The organism is Flavobacterium marginilacus, from assembly GCF_026870155.1.
In the GTDB taxonomy this organism is placed as follows: Bacteria; Bacteroidota; Bacteroidia; order Flavobacteriales; family Flavobacteriaceae; genus Flavobacterium; species Flavobacterium marginilacus.
Genome location: NZ_CP113975.1, coordinates 4,979,371 through 4,997,143 on the forward strand (window position 1 = coordinate 4,979,371; position 17,773 = coordinate 4,997,143).

Annotated in this window: 12 protein-coding genes; 9 read left to right on the forward strand and 3 right to left on the reverse strand. The window is 36.3% G+C overall.

Annotated elements, in window-relative coordinates:
• The first annotated feature begins 347 nt into the window (after positions 1-347).
• From OZP07_RS20760 to OZP07_RS20785, 6 genes are all read left to right on the forward strand, one after another.
• Positions 348-1,880, forward strand: coding sequence for an alpha-N-arabinofuranosidase (locus OZP07_RS20760; RefSeq protein ID WP_281636600.1), 1,533 nt, complete (start codon positions 348-350; stop codon positions 1,878-1,880).
• 330 nt (positions 1,881-2,210) lie between these two features.
• Positions 2,211-4,196 carry an alpha-L-arabinofuranosidase C-terminal domain-containing protein gene (locus OZP07_RS20765; protein ID WP_281636601.1) on the forward strand — a complete coding sequence of 662 codons (1,986 nt, stop codon included), beginning with the start codon at positions 2,211-2,213 and terminating at the stop codon, positions 4,194-4,196.
• Between the two features lie 82 nt (positions 4,197-4,278).
• Positions 4,279-5,970 carry a ribulokinase gene (locus OZP07_RS20770; protein WP_281636602.1) on the forward strand — a complete coding sequence of 564 codons (1,692 nt, stop codon included), beginning with the start codon at positions 4,279-4,281 and terminating at the stop codon, positions 5,968-5,970.
• Positions 5,954-6,655 carry an L-ribulose-5-phosphate 4-epimerase gene (locus OZP07_RS20775; RefSeq protein ID WP_281636603.1) on the forward strand — a complete coding sequence of 234 codons (702 nt, stop codon included), beginning with the start codon at positions 5,954-5,956 and terminating at the stop codon, positions 6,653-6,655. The genes OZP07_RS20770 and OZP07_RS20775 overlap by 17 nt, the downstream gene beginning before the upstream one ends.
• A 99-nt stretch (positions 6,656-6,754) precedes the next feature.
• Positions 6,755-8,263, forward strand: coding sequence for an L-arabinose isomerase (araA, locus tag OZP07_RS20780; protein WP_194643740.1), 1,509 nt, complete (start codon positions 6,755-6,757; stop codon positions 8,261-8,263).
• Between the two features lie 460 nt (positions 8,264-8,723).
• Positions 8,724-9,911 (forward strand): aldose epimerase family protein, encoded by a 1,188-nt coding sequence (locus tag OZP07_RS20785; RefSeq protein ID WP_281636604.1) that lies wholly within the window; start codon positions 8,724-8,726, stop codon positions 9,909-9,911.
• 601 nt (positions 9,912-10,512) lie between these two features.
• Here OZP07_RS20785 and OZP07_RS20790 read toward each other — a convergent pair.
• Complete coding sequence (locus OZP07_RS20790; protein ID WP_281636605.1) at positions 10,513-13,227, reverse strand: reprolysin-like metallopeptidase; 2,715 nt, start codon at positions 13,225-13,227, stop codon at positions 10,513-10,515.
• A 234-nt stretch (positions 13,228-13,461) separates the two neighbouring features.
• On the opposite strand from OZP07_RS20790, the gene OZP07_RS20795 reads away from it, so the two are divergent.
• The 3 genes from OZP07_RS20795 to bioB all read left to right on the forward strand — a co-directional run bounded on the left by OZP07_RS20795 (position 13,462) and on the right by bioB (position 16,519).
• On the forward strand, positions 13,462-14,406 hold the full coding sequence (locus OZP07_RS20795) for a bifunctional riboflavin kinase/FAD synthetase (RefSeq protein WP_281636606.1): 945 nt from the start codon (positions 13,462-13,464) through the stop codon (positions 14,404-14,406).
• Positions 14,407-14,899: 493 nt separating this feature from the next.
• On the forward strand, positions 14,900-15,337 hold the full coding sequence (locus OZP07_RS20800; protein ID WP_194643732.1) for a hypothetical protein: 438 nt from the start codon (positions 14,900-14,902) through the stop codon (positions 15,335-15,337).
• Positions 15,338-15,433: 96 nt separating this feature from the next.
• Positions 15,434-16,519: a biotin synthase BioB gene (bioB, locus tag OZP07_RS20805; protein WP_281636607.1), complete on the forward strand. Its 1,086-nt coding sequence runs from the start codon at positions 15,434-15,436 to the stop codon at positions 16,517-16,519.
• Positions 16,520-16,595: 76 nt separating this feature from the next.
• Here bioB and OZP07_RS20810 read toward each other — a convergent pair whose 3' ends face one another.
• Positions 16,596-17,492, reverse strand: a complete 897-nt coding sequence (locus tag OZP07_RS20810; protein ID WP_281636608.1) for an IS1595 family transposase — start codon at positions 17,490-17,492, stop codon at positions 16,596-16,598.
• Between the two features lie 93 nt (positions 17,493-17,585).
• Positions 17,586-17,702, reverse strand: coding sequence for a DUF8694 domain-containing protein (locus tag OZP07_RS22295; protein ID WP_432419542.1), 117 nt, complete (start codon positions 17,700-17,702; stop codon positions 17,586-17,588).
• Between the last annotated feature and the right edge of the window lie 71 nt (positions 17,703-17,773).

Genomic DNA, 17,773 nt, shown 5'->3' on the forward strand with positions numbered 1-17,773 from the left:
TTTAGAAATTAAGAAGAACTAATTCTCTTACTTTTAGATTACCTCCTCTGACAACAAAACAAGCATAAAAAATTAAACTTTTTAAAACAATACGTTATAGCTTTCTTCAAAGAGATAACTAAAAAATGATACTATTTTTTTGTTTAGCTATTATATCCGTTTTTTTTTACTCGTTTTTTTATTAGATTAATTTGTATTAGTGCTTTTTTTTTATTTAAATTTACAAATGTATAAATAACACTTATATTTTGTCAATATTCAGAATATAATACTCCCCACGATTCCCAATTAAGAATTGGAATCAAGAATTACGATACCAATTACATTAAAAATTATATATACTATCTATGAAAAAAGTCTTATTATTTTTGTTTATTTCATCTATTTTGAGCCAAACTGGATTTGCACAAAAAGAAACTACAGCACTTACCATAAAAAATACTGCAGATGCACCAACAATCAACAAAAATATCTATGGTCATTTTGCAGAACATTTAGGAAGATGTATCTATGGAGGTTTTTTTGTTGGTGATACTTCCAAAATACCAAATACAGCAGGTGTCCGCAATGACATTGTCAAAGCTTTAAAAGAATTAAAAATACCAAATTTAAGATGGCCAGGGGGCTGTTTTGCTGACACGTATCACTGGAAAGATGGTATTGGCCCAAAAGAAAACAGACCCACAATTGTAAACCAATGGTGGGGCGGCGTTACCGAAGACAACAGTTTTGGCACGCATGACTTTTTAAATATGTGCGAACTTCTTGGGGCTGAACCATACTTATCCGGAAACGTAGGCAGCGGAACAGTGCAGGAATTAGCTGACTGGGTTCAATATACCAACTTTGGCGGTAAAAGTCCAATGAGTGATCTGCGAAAAAAAAATGGAAGAACTGAACCTTGGAAAGTCAAATTCTGGGGAATAGGGAATGAAGCTTGGGGTTGTGGTGGCAACATGACAGCCGATTATTATTCAGGCGAATATAAAAAATACGCAACATTTATGGGAGACGGTTTAAACCGTATTGCTTCAGGAGCAAACAGTTCAGACTATAGCTGGACTGAAACCTTAATGAAAAACGTTCCTCTCAACATGCTGGGAGGTGTGGCGCTGCACCATTATTCAGTTATTGACTGGAATAAAAAAGGAGATGGTGTCGATTTTACAGAAGATCAATATTTTTCTACCATGAAAGAAGCTTTAAAAATGGAAGAGCTTGTTACTAAACATTCCGCCATAATGGATAAATATGATCCAAAGCAAAAAGTAGCTTTAGTAGTTGATGAATGGGGCGGATGGTATGATGTCGAAAAAGGATCAAATCCTGGTTTCTTATATCAGCAAAACACTATGAGAGATGCTGTTCTGGCAGGAGCGACATTAAATATTTTCAACAACCATGCAGACAGAGTGCGTATGGCAAATTTGGCACAATGCATAAACGTTTTGCAAGCTGTAATCTTAACAGATAAAGCAAAAATGATTACAACTCCAACCTATTCTGTAATGAAAATGTACAGCGTTCATCAAGATGCTAAATTATTGCCAGTAATTTTTCAATCGCCATTGTATACTTTTAATGGACAAACACTTCCTGCAATATCCGCATCAGCTTCAAAAGATAAAAATGGTGCCATTCATATTTCATTAGTAAATATTGATGCAAAAAAAACAAACAAAATAGAAATTGACACAAAAGATCTTGATGCTAAAAATTTCACTGGAACAATAATAACTGCACCTAAACTACAGGATTACAATTCATTCGAAAATCCAAATAAAATTACCCCAACAGTTTTTAAAGGTTTCGAAAACAAAAAAGGGAAACTAGAAATCACTATTCCTCCTTTCTCTGTAGTTGTAATAGAAGGAATATAAAAAATATGCGAATAAATTAATTCATGATCAATTTTTAGAAAAGTCTCAAAATACTGCAATTGTAAAATTAGATTACTGTAGTTACTTTTTTTAAACGCTGATAGAATAGATAAAACCCATACCAGCACTAACAAACTGCCATAAAGATATGCTTCTGTACTAGAAATTACTATTACAGAAGCGTGTTTTATTCGTTTTAGAAAAATTAGAAAAAATTATCAATGTGGAGGCATTTTAAAATCAGCAAATGTATACTTTACCGCTAAAAGAAGTTAAGCGAATAAGTTACTAAAGCTTGGCCGTATCACATCAGATCTTAAAATAAAATATATGAAATCAAATTTAATCACAAAAATAGCACTTTGCGGACTAATGCTAAATGGTATTTATGCCAATGCTCAAAAAACGACACTCGAAGTAAATACTAGTAAGACTATTACCAAAATCCAGCCGACAATGTATGGTATCTTTTTTGAAGACATCAACTTTGCTGCCGATGGCGGTTTGTATGCCGAAATGGTCAAAAACCGCTCATTTGAATTTGATGATCCATTGATGGGATGGAAACAGCCAAAAAGTGACAGGCACAATTTCAATACCGAATCCGGGATTGCTGTTCCGGTTCAATTTTCAAAAAAAGGAACCAATCATAATTATTGCCGAATCACGGTAAAAGATGCCAAGGGCTATGAAATCATCAATGAAGGTTTCAGAGGAATGGGAATTAAAAGCGGAGCAAAATACAATCTGACCCTAAAAGCATCCAAAGAAGCAGGAAACATTTCGAAGATAATTATTCAATTCATCGGAAAAGACAATAAAGTTTTAGGCGAAACAAGTATTGCTCCAACCACTTCAGACTGGAAAGAATACACTGCACAGCTTATTCCAACTGCTACAGAAGCGAAGGCAAAACTGCGTTTTACTTTTGAAGGAAATGGAACTATCGATCTGGACATGATTTCATTATTCCCAGAAGAAACCTGGAATAACCGTAAAAATGGTCTTCGTAAAGATTTAGTACAATTATTATATGATATGAAACCTGGTTTCCTGCGTTTCCCAGGCGGCTGTATTGTTGAGGGCAGAACTCTGGTTGGGCGCTATCAATGGAAAAAAACGGTTGGACAGGTTGATGATAGAGAAATCTTGGTGAACCGCTGGAATACAGAGTTTGCACACAAACCTGCACCTGATTATTTTCAGTCTTTTGGTTTAGGATTTTATGAATATTTTCAATTATCCGAAGATATTGGAGCTTCTCCCCTGCCAATTTTAAGCTGTGGAATGGCCTGCCAGTTCAATACCGGCGAATTAGCACCAATGGATCAGCTGGATCCTTATGTGCAGGACGCGATTGACTTAATTGAATTTGCCAATGGCGGAATTGATACTCCTTGGGGGAAAGTACGCGCCGATATGGGACACCCAAAACCGTTTAATTTGAAATTTATTGGAGTAGGAAACGAACAATGGGGTACAGATTATATCGAACGTTATAAAGTATTCGAAAAAGCAATCAAAGCAAAACATCCGGAAATTACAATTGTTTCAGGAAGCGGACCATTCCCTGAAGGAGATTACTTCGAATATGCGCATTCAGAACTTAAAAAACTAAACGCCGAAATTATTGATGAGCATTATTATAAAGATCCAAAATGGTTTAGAGAAAACGTTACCCGTTACGACAATTATGACCGCAAAGGACCAAAAATATTCGCAGGAGAATATGCAGCACAATCTGTAGCTATTGCAAGCCCCGAAAATAAAAACAGCTGGGAGTGTGCTTTTTCCGAAGCCGCTTTTATGACTGGAATGGAACGTAACGCCGAAGTGGTTCATCTTACATCCTACGCACCTTTATTTGCTCACGAAGAAGGCTGGCAATGGACACCAGATATGATTTGGTTTAATAATTTAGAGTCTTTTGGTACGCCAAATTACTATGTACAAAAACTGTTTGCTAACAATAAAGGAACTGATTTATTAGCAGTCACCAAAGATGGAAAAGCTGTGACCGGCCAAAACGATTTATTTGCATCGGCAGTAAAAGATGTTAACACTAAAGAAGTTATTGTAAAAGTGGTAAACACCGCTGCAAAAGCACAGGATCTTACGATAGATTTAAAAGGAAGCAAATTCCAGTCAAATGGAACAGTAATTACACTTACAAGTCCAAACACTACTGATGAAAACTCATTTGCTTCACCTAAAAAAATCAGCCCGAAAGAAAGCGCATATACACTAAAAAGCGAGAAAGCATCATTGAATGTACCTGCCTATTCTGTAACAATTTTGAAGTTAAAGTTAAAATAATTTCAGCTCCAAATAAATTAAGTGTTTATTACACACTTATTAAATAATTATTCTATATTTGCAATATATAAAAAGAATCGTGATGAAAAATTATGTAATAGGATTAGATTATGGCTCAGATTCTGTTCGCGCAGTATTGATTGACACTGAAAATGGGCAGGAATTAGCATCCAGCGTTTGTGACTACAAGCGATGGAAAAACAAAGAATATTGTAATGCCTCAATAAATCAGTTTCGCCAGCATCCTTTGGATCATATCGAAGGGTTAGAAACTACCATAAAATATGTAGTCGAAAACAGTAAAGTAGATCCTTCTCTTATTCGAAGCATTTGTATAGACACTACAGGATCTTCACCAGTACCAGTTGCCGAAGATGGAACACCACTAGCTTTGACCGAAGGTTTTGAACATAATCCAAATGCCATGATGGTATTATGGAAAGACCATACTGCTATCAATGAAGCCAATGAAATCAATGAATTAGCAGCCAGCTGGGGCGGAGAAGATTTTACAAAATATGAAGGAGGAATTTATTCATCTGAATGGTTTTGGGCCAAAATTTTACATGTTGCCAGAGAAGACGAAGCTGTAAAAAAAGCAGCTTACACCTGGATGGAACATTGCGATTTAATGACATATCTGCTAATTGACGATAAAGATTTAAAGACTTTCAAAAGAAGCCGCTGTGCTGCAGGTCACAAAGCCATGTGGCACGAAGACTGGAATGGATTGCCGCCAGCAGCATTTTTAGAAAAATTAGATCCCTATCTGGCTTCGCTCCGTGGCAAATTATACGATGAAACGTATACATCCGATTTAGCTGCTGGAAATTTAAATAAAGAGTGGGCTGACCGATTAGGGCTTTCTACCGATACAATTATTGCAGTTGGAACTTTTGACGCTCATTCAGGAGCTGTAGGAGCAAAAATAGACGAACGCACTTTGGTCCGTGTAATGGGAACCTCAACGTGTGATATTATTGTTGATACTAAAGAATCTATCGGAACAAAAACAGTTCGCGGAATCTGCGGTCAAGTAGATGGTTCTGTAATTCCAGGTTATATCGGACTAGAAGCGGGACAATCTGCTTTTGGAGATGTATTGGCATGGTACAAAGAACTTTTATTATGGCCGACTGAAAACCTGCTTTCCTCTTCTGCTCTATTGAATGAAGAACAAAAAGCACAATTGAAAGCTGAAATCAGCGACAAGTTAATTGTTGAATTAACTGCCGAAGCAGAAAAAATTCCGTTAACAGAAAGCATACCAGTTGCGTTAGACTGGATTAACGGGCGAAGAACTCCAGACGCTAATCAGGAAGTAAAAAGTGCAATATCAAACTTATCCTTAGGAACAAAAGCACCGCATGTATTCAAATCATTGGTAAATGCAATTTGTTTTGGTTCCAAAAAAATTGTGGATCGTTTTGAAGAAGAAGGTGTCCGTATTGATACCGTAATCGGAATTGGAGGTGTTGCCCGCAAATCACCATTCATCATGCAGACATTAGCCAATGTATTGAACAAGCCAATCAAAGTAGCTTTATCCGATCAGGCACCAGCATTGGGAGCTGCCATTTATGCGGCTGTTGCTGCCGGAATATATCCAAATGTAATCGAAGCAAGCCAAAAAATGGGAAGCCCATTTGAAAGTGAATACACCCCTGAATTAGACAAAGTTGCTGCTTACAACAAACTGCTTTTGGCTTACGAACAATTAAGTGCATTTGCAGATCCATCTATTAAAAAACAACACAATGAGCTCTATATATAAAGATTTAAAACAAGAGTGCTACGAAGCAAATATGCAGCTGAATGCATTGAATCTGGTAGTTTATACTTTTGGTAACGTAAGCGCGGTTGACCGCGAAAAAGGTGTTTTTGCCATCAAGCCAAGCGGTGTTCCTTATGAAAACTTAAAGCCTGAGGACATTGTCATTGTTGATTTTGACAACAACATCATCGAAGGAAGCCTGCGCCCTTCTTCGGATACTAAAACGCATGCCTATTTATACAAAAATTGGCCAAACATTGGCGGTGTTGCACATACTCATGCTACATATTCTGTAGCTTGGGCACAATCACAAAGAGACATTCCAATATTCGGAACGACACATGCCGATCATTTAACTTCTGACATTCCGTGCGCGCCTCCAATGGCTGACGCCCTTATCGAAGGAAACTATGAACACAATACCGGAATCCAGATTTTAGATTGTTTCAAAGAAAAAAATCTTAATTACGAAGAAACAGAAATGGTGCTAATAGGAAATCACGGTCCTTTTGCCTGGGGAAAAAATGCTGCTAAAGCAGTTTACAACTCTAAGGTTCTTGAAGTGGTTGCCGAGATGGCTTACCTGACACTGCAGATTAATCCTAATGCACCGCGATTGAAGGATTCTTTGATCAAAAAGCATTACGAACGCAAACACGGTAAGGATTCCTATTACGGACAGTAGCCAAGTTGTTTATTAGGTGAATCGTTTATTGGTTTAATCGATTCAACAAATAAACGATTAAAACAATTAAACAAATAAACGATTAAACATAAAAACATAATGATAGATATCTCTCAAAAAGAAGTTTGGTTTGTAGTAGGAAGCCAAGAATTATACGGGCCTGAAACGTTATTAAAAGTTGCAGAACATGCTGCAATTATGGCAAAAGGATTTGATGAAGCCTCTCAGATTCCAGTAAAAGTGGTTTGTAAAGACACTTTGAAATCGCCAAAACAGGTATTGGATTTGTGCCTAGAAGCTAATTCAAACAAAAACTGTATTGGAATCATCACTTGGATGCATACTTTCTCTCCTGCAAAAATGTGGATCGGCGGTTTGAGTATTTTGAATAAACCATTGTGCCACTTACATACACAATACAATGCCGAAATCCCATGGGCAACAATCGATATGGATTTCATGAACTTGAACCAGTCGGCTCACGGAGACAGAGAATTTGGTTTTATGATGTCGAGAATGCGCAAAAAACGCAAAGTAATCGTTGGACACTGGCAGGAAGACCGCGTTTTGACTAAACTAGGAAACTGGACAAGAGTTGCCTTAGGCTGGAACGAATTACAAAACTTAAAAGTAGCCCGTATTGGTGACAATATGCGTGAAGTAGCAGTAACAGAAGGAGATAAAGTAGAAGCGCAACTGCGTTTTGGAATGTCTGTAAACGGATACGATTCTTCAGATGTGACTAAACATATCGAAAAAGTAACCGATGCTCAATTGGCTGATTTATTAGCAGTTTACGAAGCTTCTTACAATCTGACTCCATCACTTTTAGAAGGCGGAGCACAAAGACAGTCTTTGGTTGATGCAGCAAAAATTGAATTAGGTTTAAGAGCTTTCCTTGAAGAAGGAGGTTTTGGAGCATTTACAGATACATTTGAAAACTTAGGAGTATGGAAACAGCTTCCAGGAATTGCAACACAGCGTTTAATGGCTGATGGTTATGGTTTTGGAGGAGAAGGAGACTGGAAAACAGCTGCAATGGTGAGAGCTTTGAAAGTTATGAATATCGGACTTGAAGGAGGGACTTCATTCATGGAAGATTATACATACCACTTTACTCCACAAAAATCTTATGTTTTGGGATCACACATGCTTGAAATCTGTCCATCAATCGCTGACGGAAAACCATCTTGTGAAGTACATCCATTAGGAATTGGCGGTAAAGAAGATCCTGCACGTTTAGTATTTAATTCTCCTGCTGGTGATGCTATCAACGTTTCATTAGTAGATATGGGAACCCGTTTCAGATTAATTGTAAACGAAGTAACTGCTGTGAAACCAATGGCTGAATTGCCAAAACTTCCAGTAGCACGTGTATTATGGGACTGCAAACCAAATCTTGATGTAGCTGCTACGGCCTGGATTCTTGCCGGAGGCGCGCACCATACTGTTTACAGCCAAGCGGTAACTACCGAATTCATGGAAGATTTCGCTGATATTGCTGGTATCGAATTATTGGTGATTGATGCCAATACGACTATCCGTAATTTCAAGGATACTATCAATGCTAATGAAGCTTATTTCCATTTGTTTCAGCATAAACTATAAAACAATTGAGCGGTGAATTGTGAACTGCAGGTGGTTAAAAAACCTGTAATACACAATGCTTCGCAGATGGATTGTTATAAAAAATTGTTTAGTTAAGTTAGTTAAACTCCTGCAGGGTTTTGAAAATTCTGTAGGAGTGATTTTATTAGAGTTTTTGATTTAAAACTATTTCTCTTTTAAAATTAAAATAGGTTGGTTAGCAGGAGTCCGCGTGAGGGATTATAGTGGAGCTCTTTTTTATTTGGCTTTTTTGCCAAATAAAAAAAGCGGGAACGGAAAGCCCGACCCGAAGTTTTTCACGAAGGGTCACGCCCAAATGCTTAATATGTTAAAATATTCCAATCTAAGTATTGTTTTGCTTTGGTGTTTCTTATTTTTATGATATGGCAAGGCTTTATCAGACTGAGGAACAAAATTGATTGTTTTGTATAAAGTAGTAAACCAAAAAAAAATAAAATATATGAATCTAGTAAAACGTTGTGTTTATGGAATTTCCATTTTAAGTTTAGTAAGTATGAATGTACAGTGCAAAGGAGAGAAAAAAGAGGAAGCAGCTAGTGCTGCCTTAGAAGCTAAAGCTACAGATTCTGTATCGATAGTAAAAACGGTATATGGTAAAACCGAAAAAGGAGATCAGATAGACCGTTACACGTTGAAAAACCAAAAAGGGATGGAAGTAAACATCATCACCTATGGCGGTATTATTACTTCCCTAAAAGTGCCTAATAAAGCAGGGAAATCTGAAGAGGTAGTAATTGGTTTTAATTCATTGGAACAATACCAAAAAGCCAATCCTTACTTTGGAGCATTGATTGGAAGATTTGGTAACCGTATTGCAAAAGGTAAATTTACTTTGGATGGCAAGCAATATTCTTTAGCTATTAATAATGGCACAAATGCCTTACACGGTGGTCCGGAAGGATTCCACAGAGTGGTTTGGACTGCTGAGGAGGCCAAAGGAGGAGATACTGCATCATTAAAATTGAAGTATGTTGCCAAAGACATGGAAGAAGGTTACCCTGGTAACTTAACTGTTTTTGTTACTTACACTTTAAACAAAGACAATGCACTAGACGTGCTTTATGAAGCGACTACTGACAAGAAAACAGTTGTAAACTTGACACAGCATTCTTACTTCAATTTGTCTTCTGATTTCTCTAAACCAATTTTAGATCATGAAATCACTATTGATGCTGATAAATTAGTTCCAGTAGATGCTACTCTAATTCCAACTGGCAAATTGACAGATGTAACTAATACTCCTTTTGATTTTAGAAAACCAAAATTGGTTGGCAAAGAAATCAATGCAAGTGATGACCAATTGAAAAAAGGGTTGGGTTATGACCACTGCTGGGTTTTAAACAACCAAGGAAAAGGAGAACGTTTGGTTGCTTCAGCTTACTATCCTGCAAACGGAAGACTACTGGAAGTGTATACTGACCAGCCTGGAATTCAATTCTACTCTGGTAACTTCCTTGACGGAACTTTACCAATGAGAAACGGCGGAACATATGCACACAGAACTGGTTTTTGTCTTGAAACACAGCATTACCCAGATTCTCCAAATCAAAAAGATTTCCCAACGACTGTATTAAGTCCAGGAGAAAATTATAAAACAAAAACTACTTTTAAATTTTCGGTTAAGTAGTTTAAAAATATACTAGTTATTATATAAAATTTGGTTATTAGTTAGATATCTAGTTTAGAAACTAATGAAAGTTAGTTTTAAAAATTCCTCGGGAGTTATGCTTCCGAGGTTTTTTTGTTTATAAAACAGATGGGCAAGAAAGTATTAACGCTAACATGTGGCAGCTACAGCGTGTTTGGGAGTAAATTAATCCAGTATTCGGATATCACTCGAAAATAGTAAACCGGCAAAACAAATCACATAACATGAATCACTAGTGAGATTTCTCATTCTTTGGAATGACAAAACGACAACTTCATATGCTCAACTAAACAAAACATTGATTTACAGACTTCTTCAAGATAACTAAACCACTATGGACTAAAAATCCATAGATTTGGTTAGGCAGACTGAAAGTCTGCAAAGGCTGGATTGCGAAAATTTATGAAATTTTGCCACAGATTCATAGATAAAAAAAGATTTTAAAATCTGTGAATCTATGGCAAAAACTTTTTTAGAAGCTAAAGCGAGATGCACTGAAAGTGCATAGTTTTAAACTCTAATTGGAGACCAATAAAACATTATTAATAGTTCTAAAATAACCAAGCTTTACTCCAGCCATTTAATTTACAATGATCTTAGCACTCTCTTTTCGGCTACCATCTATAAGTGTAACAATATAAGTTCCGGCAGCTACATTTGGGAGCTGAACAAACTCGCTGATACCGCCTGTATTTTTAATTGTTTTCTGATAAAATTTCCGCCCAGACAAATCAGTTACAGTAACCAATAAATTTTCTGCATTTTCACTTTTATATTTAATAGTAAAACTTCCTTTATTAGGATTAGGGTACAGTATAAAATTATTAATTTCAGAATCAGGAACAGCCAAAGGCACATAAGCACTTGAACATATCTGGATTGACGCAGCATCTATTGTACCTGAATCTCCAACTCCTGTATCCCTAAACCTTAATTTCCAAGTTCCCTGAGGATTTTCTCCATTGAAAGCTGACAAAACACCAGCGGGACCTACAGTCTGACTGGTTTTAATTCCACATGCTAGTGTTCCTCCCAGATCATCATAGGTCAAAATCAGGTTAGTATTTGTCGCACCACAGGATTTATCAAACAGCTTTACAGTAGTCCCATTCGGACTCACCACTTCAATTTGAACATCAGAAATATAGGTATGCGTAAAACTAACATTAAAATTAACATCGGTAATTTCCCCTGAAGAAGCTGGAACCACAATTGTTCTCTCTGCATAAGTCTGTGATTCAGGAATAGTATAAGGCGCCGCAAAAGTATAGGTGTTACAAGTGGTTTGAATACTGTAGCCTAACGTAAATGAAGTACTGTTTAACGCATAGAAAATATTGCCCGTAGGTTCTATCAAAATCCTGCAGCTCTTAGCGGCTGTAGACGGAGCGGTTATTACTTCAGAACCATCATTTGGGGTATTGGAAGCCAAAACAATTGGAAAAGTCTGTCCTCCGTCTATAGACATTTTAACATTTACATTAGCTGACCCTGACAATAAATTACTTCCATTCACATCCCAAGTAATAGTTTGGGATGAACCTAAACCCCAGCTGGTGCCAGAAGTATTCTGTGATGTTACAGCAAACGGACCTTTGGCACCATCAACAGTAACGACCATAGCGTCTGAATACGTCTGCGCTAAACCCGAAGCTGCGTTATCTCTGGCGGTAAATACAAAATTTAATGCTCTGCCAACATTAGAAACAGATTCCCAAGTTGTACTCAACTGTCCAACCAATGTTCTTTCGAAAGCTGGAAAATAACGATTGGTAACACTGCTAGGCAAAAATGACCTGAAAGTAGGCCCCGTAGTTTTGGTACTGTAAGCAATACTGTTTCCACCACTTTCTGAGCTTGCAGCCGAATCATTTTGTTCCCAGCAATAGGTCATAACATCACCATTAGGATCAGAAGCGGTTCCTTTCAAAACAAAAGGCGTTCCTTTCGGAATAGTATAATCAGCACCAGCACTTGCTGTTGGCGTCTGACCGCTTAATGCTGTTTTGACTGGACAGGATTTAATTGATAAATTATCTTGAATCTGCTTAATACTAGCATACGAAAAATAATCATCCGAATGATTCTGAATATCATAATCAGTAATTCCGGCATATCCCATAATAGTGGAACCGCTTCCTGGTTCAACACTTACTCCTGTTCCCTCTACATCATAAGAAAAAATGTGATTTGCCCCTAGCTGATGCCCCATTTCATGTGCTACAAAATCGATGTCAAAAAGATCACCTTCGGGTTTGCTGTTTGATGGTGAAGTATAACCGCTCCCTTTACCGAGTGAATAAACAGGTGTTGAATTTGTATTGTGCAGAGCACTGCATACACAGCCAATACAGGCTGCATCACCACCGCCACCTGACGCGGCAAACAAATGGCCGATATCATAATTTGCTTCACCTATTTTGGATGTTAAAGTACTTTGCAGTTCCTGATTCCAAGGAGACGGACAATCGCCGGTACAATCCTTAATTGGATCCATACCAATTGAAGCATCAGAATAAGGATCGGTAGCCGCATTTGTAAATATGATATCCGATTCATTGGCAACAAGCAATAATTTTACAGCAAGATCTCTGTTAAAAACTCCATTCACTCTAGTCATTGTTGCATTCATTCCTGCCAGGGCATCTGCGGCAGTACCTCCAAAGTATTGAGCATATTCACCCGTACAGGACAATGCCAGCCGCATGGTTTTAAACACTCCATTACTGGATTTTAATTCATTTGTTTTTTTAGTCAAACCCTGATTCAAAACAACATCAGCCGTTTTGCAGGTTAGAGGCAGACTTCCTTTGCTTCTGGTTTTGGAAGCCGAAACCGCATAAATGGATTTGCTGCCAGAAAGGGGATCAATAAATTCTGAAACACTGCCTCCTCTTAAAACCATTGACTGCACGCCATTTGGAGCAATACTAAAATTAATAGAAGCTCCGGGATCTGTGATTCCAGTTCCAGAATAGGATTTAATATCAGGATATTGTGATTGCAGCTCAGGAACAAAGTTAGAAGATTCCACAACTAAAAACTGCTCCATTTTACCATCGCTGTTAGGAATTTCTATAGAAACACCTTGGCCGGCTGAGCCAGAAACAAGAGAATGCCTGAATTGGTTTAAATCTAAAGCAAATAATCGTTTTGCATCGGACTGTATATTGTCATTTTGCTTGTTAACAGCAGTTTTTTGAGTACTTCCGACTTCTTTCCAAGCGGAATTCCCTTGCGAAAATGCAGAAAAACTCATTGCAAGAATCCCTAAGCAAAAAAATAATTTATTCATATACAGTTATTAAATTTAATAAACCAAAAAAACACAAACAAAATTAAATTATTTGCAATGGAATATACTATGAATGATAACAATTTCAAAAAATTAATAATTGGAATACATTACCATGCATGATTTTAAAGCTTAAAAACGAGTTTGAAGATTCAAAACATTTAAAAATAAAAACTTCTTCGCCTACTTTTAAAATAGATAGTATAAATTTGCAAAAAAATTAACACTGGCACTTTGAAAATTTTTCATTCTATAGACGATTTCTACATTACCTCAGGAAAAACGGCAAAAAAAACGATTATTACTTTGGGAACCTTTGACGGTGTTCACTTTGGCCATAAAAAAATTCTGGAAAAAGTAACACAAAATACAGAAAACGAAAAGTATGAAAGTTTAGTTCTTACTTTTTTCCCGCATCCCAGAATGGTTTTACAAGAGGATTCGGGTATAAAAATGCTCAATACAATTGATGAAAAAACAGCATTACTGGATCAGATTGGAATTCAAAATTTAGTAATTCATCCTTTTGATGAAAATTTTTCCAGATTGACTGCCGAAGAATTTGTAAAAAAAGTACTTGTAGATCAATTCCATATCCACAAAATAATTATTGGCCACGATCATCGTTTTGGCCGTAACAGAACTGCAAATATTGATGATTTAAAAGCTTTTGGAGAACAATATGGCTTTGAAGTTGAAGAAATTTCGGCTCAGGAAATTAAGGAAGTATCTGTAAGCTCTACTAAAATAAGACATGCTCTTAACGAGGGCAATATGGCTCTTGCCAATGAATATCTGGGTTACAATTATTCACTAACCGGCATTGTTACCAAAGGCAGACAGCTTGGAAGAACTATTGGATTTCCAACTGCCAACTTAAAAATAGAAGAAAACTTCAAGCTAATTCCAAAAAACGGCGTATATATTGTAAAAAGTATCATCGGCTCCAAAAGTGTTTTAGGAATGATGAATATTGGTTTTAATCCAACTGTTGACGGTAAAAATCAGACTATAGAAATTAATTATTTTAATTTTGACGGAGATTTATACGATCAAAAAATTACTGTTTCTATATTGAAAAGAATCAGAGATGAAGAAAAATTTGCTTCGGTTGAACATTTAAAAGCACAATTGGAAAAAGATAAGAATACGGCTTTGACCTATTTTGAAAACCATTAAAATATTTCCGCAAAATTACCCGCCAAAGATTCCCTTTAATATTGTGAAATTACTTTGAGTGAATAAACATGATGAGACTGCTTCGTTTGCGTTCGCAATGACTCTTTGTGTATGTGTTTACTAGGAACGAAGCAATCTCGCTACGGGATAGGATTATCGAAAATCTGTCTTCCTCACGAAAGAAGAATCTTCACTGTTGAATCGCCTAAAACATTGTCAATAGCCAAACCGCAATGTTATTGCGCTTAACCTTTTGATTTTTTTAAACCATTTCCTGCTGCTTACGTGAAAACTCAAAGCACAAACTATTTTATTTTTCATCTTCACACCTTTACGGATAACAATTCAAGCATTTAATTCCTTTTTTTTCTTCAAACGAAATGAAACTCTCTACAGATTAATTACATCGATTTCGTTTATTTTTTGTAAATTTATAACAACCTACATGATTACTAATAAGATACTGAATTTCTAACTTTAAATAACTAACGACATGAAAGTAAAAAAAGAAATTAAAAACGGGTACTTTATTTTTATATCAATAGGAACTTATTTCCTTTTGATGGAATTCTTAGGTTTGTCTAATCTTTTTTATTTAAGACTATTAAATATCGTATTTATTGTTTATGCCGTAAATGACACCCTGCAGTCGAGAATTTCCCACGGAAAGAAAAACTTTGTTAAAAATGCTGTAGCAGCGATGGTCACTTCGATAGTTGGTGTTTTTTTATCCATTATTGGTTTATTAATTTACAGTTATATGCGGGGCGGTAATAAATATATACAAAATTTATCTGAAACTTTTCTGTTCGGCGGACACCCTTCTATTAACATGTATTGCTTCACGCTGTTTTTTGAAGGAATGGCTTCGTCGGTAATTGTGACTATGCTGCTCATGCTGTATTATAACGACAAATTTGCCGCCGATTAAACTATTTTAATCAATTCGAAATAAGTCATTTTAAAGACCGTTCGTTGGTTGTTTATAACAATTTGATTACTTTTGAAGCATCAAAATAAAGGATCAATGAGTATCACAAAACACAACTGGACAAAAGAAGAAATAATTGCTATTTATAATAAACCTATGATGGATCTGCTTTTTGAAGCGGCTACTATCCATAGGGAACACCATGACCCAAATGTAGTTCAAGTATCAACTTTAGTATCTATTAAAACAGGCGGCTGTTCTGAAGACTGCGGGTATTGTCCGCAGGCGGCAAGATACAATACTGGCGTTGAAGGAAACGATTTAATGTCGGTAAACCAAGTAAAAGCGCAGGCACTTCAAGCCAAATCCGGAGGTTCTTCACGCGTATGTATGGGAGCTGCCTGGAGAAATGTAAAAGACGGTCCTGAATTTGACCAGGTTCTAGAAATGGTACGTACAATTAACAAAATGGACATGGAAGTATGCTGTACTTTGGGTATGATTACCGAAAACCAAGCACAGCGATTGGCAGAAGCCGGTCTTTATGCTTACAATCATAACTTAGATACATCTGAGAATTATTACAAAGAAGTAATCTCTACCCGAGGATTTGAAGACCGTCTACAAACAATAGAAAACGTTCGTAAAACCAGTGTTACTGTATGCAGCGGCGGTATTATAGGAATGGGAGAAAGCGTTGAAGACAGAGCAGGAATGCTTGTTGCTCTTTCAACTTTGAATCCGCAGCCGGAATCTGTTCCTATTAATGCATTAGTTGCTGTAGAAGGCACTCCGATGCAGGACGAAAAACCAGTAGAAATCTGGGAAATGGTTCGAATGGTTGCTACCACCAGAATTGTAATGCCGCATACACAAGTGCGTTTATCTGCAGGAAGAACAAATATGAGCCGCGAAGGTCAGGCCATGTGTTTCTTTGCAGGTGCCAATTCTATTTTTGCAGGTGATAAATTACTGACAACTCCAAACCCAGATGTAAACGAAGACATGAAAATGTTTGATTTATTAGGGCTGAAACCTCAAAAACCATTTAAAAAGGCCGCACAGAGACCAACTGTAGAAGCTGTAGATTCTCAATTTGAATCTCTTGGAGAAAAACCTAAATGGACACGTCCAAATCATATTATTGAAAAAAATCTGGAAGCTTCTATCAAAGGAAAATAAAAGTTTTATTCTAAAATTAGAAACCCCAATTTCATCTTGAAACTGGGGTTTTAATTTTAATTATAGAGGTGTAAAGTTATATACTTATTTTAATTTTTTGTAAACCAATATGGTTTTGATTCATCATCTTTATAATTAGATTGTTAAATATGCTTTGCTTGTGTATCGACCTATTTAATCGATAGCTATATTCATCAAGATACTTTTCAATATTTTGCTCATGCATCCAAGAATAGGTACTTCTTAACCATGCTTTTACCTGATGGATAATGGTGTTTATTTGAAAAAAATCAGAAGTATTGCTCTTAATTTGTTCAATATTATATTGCTTTTTTAATGGTTTATATCCTGTCCATTTATCCGTTTTTATTTTTGCTTCCGGCGAAATATGACTTTGAAAAATCTTGCCAAGTTCGTCAGACGAATAATCGTCAATTCTTTTAAAATAAGCTCTTTTTACACCTCCTTTTTCATCAAGTTCCACAGCGGCTACAATTTTCTTTTTCTTAGTGTTATTACTTCGTCCTTGCTTTAAATTTTCTTTCCCACCATAAACAAACTCATCTACATAGACCGTTCCAACAACAGGGTTTAACTCACTGCTATGCATTGCTGAACGAACTTTGTGCATAAATAACCATGCTGTTGGCCGGCTAATTGAATAACGTTTTGCCATTTGAGAAGAGGATAAACTTTTAGTAGTGGCACTCATTTCAAAAACAATTCCGAAAGCTTTACGGGTTCCAAATTTTACTTTGTGAAAAATAGTATTTGCCGTTGGGCTCTCAACATGATGACATAAGTTGCAATCTCTGGCAAAATTTAATTTTCGAATAGTAAATTTAGTATGGTTACATTTTGAACATCTAAAGTCTCCTTTCCATTTTATTGATGCTAAATATTCTAAACAATCTAAATCAGTTTTGAATGTGTTGAAAAAATCGATAATGCTTTCGCCTTTGAATGATTCCATAAAAATTTTGTTTTAAGAAAGATAAGAAAATATCTTTACACCTCTATTTAATTATAATCGTTCCAAGATTAATATCATTCGGGATATAAAGACTTAGTTTTGAAAAATGATTTTTTCGCTGACTCTTTTACCGTTCTCTAATTGAACTGAAACAATCAATACCTGACTGCTGACCGCTAAATGATTTACAGTAAATTCATTGCTATCCACTTTATTGTTCTCATAAAGGAGGCTGCCTTTAAAATCATAAACCCACCCTGAATAAACAGAATGGGATTACC

Coding starts and splice junctions, on each gene's coding strand:
- OZP07_RS20760 (WP_281636600.1), top strand. CDS start 348: ATGAAAAAAGTCTTATTATTTTTGTTTATTTCATCTATTTTGAGCCAA.
- OZP07_RS20765 (WP_281636601.1), top strand. CDS start 2,211: ATGAAATCAAATTTAATCACAAAAATAGCACTTTGCGGACTAATGCTA.
- OZP07_RS20770 (WP_281636602.1), top strand. CDS start 4,279: ATGAAAAATTATGTAATAGGATTAGATTATGGCTCAGATTCTGTTCGC.
- OZP07_RS20775 (WP_281636603.1), top strand. CDS start 5,954: ATGAGCTCTATATATAAAGATTTAAAACAAGAGTGCTACGAAGCAAAT.
- araA (WP_194643740.1), top strand. CDS start 6,755: ATGATAGATATCTCTCAAAAAGAAGTTTGGTTTGTAGTAGGAAGCCAA.
- OZP07_RS20785 (WP_281636604.1), top strand. CDS start 8,724: ATGAATCTAGTAAAACGTTGTGTTTATGGAATTTCCATTTTAAGTTTA.
- OZP07_RS20790 (WP_281636605.1), bottom strand. CDS start 13,227: ATGAATAAATTATTTTTTTGCTTAGGGATTCTTGCAATGAGTTTTTCT.
- OZP07_RS20800 (WP_194643732.1), top strand. CDS start 14,900: ATGAAAGTAAAAAAAGAAATTAAAAACGGGTACTTTATTTTTATATCA.
- bioB (WP_281636607.1), top strand. CDS start 15,434: ATGAGTATCACAAAACACAACTGGACAAAAGAAGAAATAATTGCTATT.
- OZP07_RS20810 (WP_281636608.1), bottom strand. CDS start 17,492: ATGGAATCATTCAAAGGCGAAAGCATTATCGATTTTTTCAACACATTC.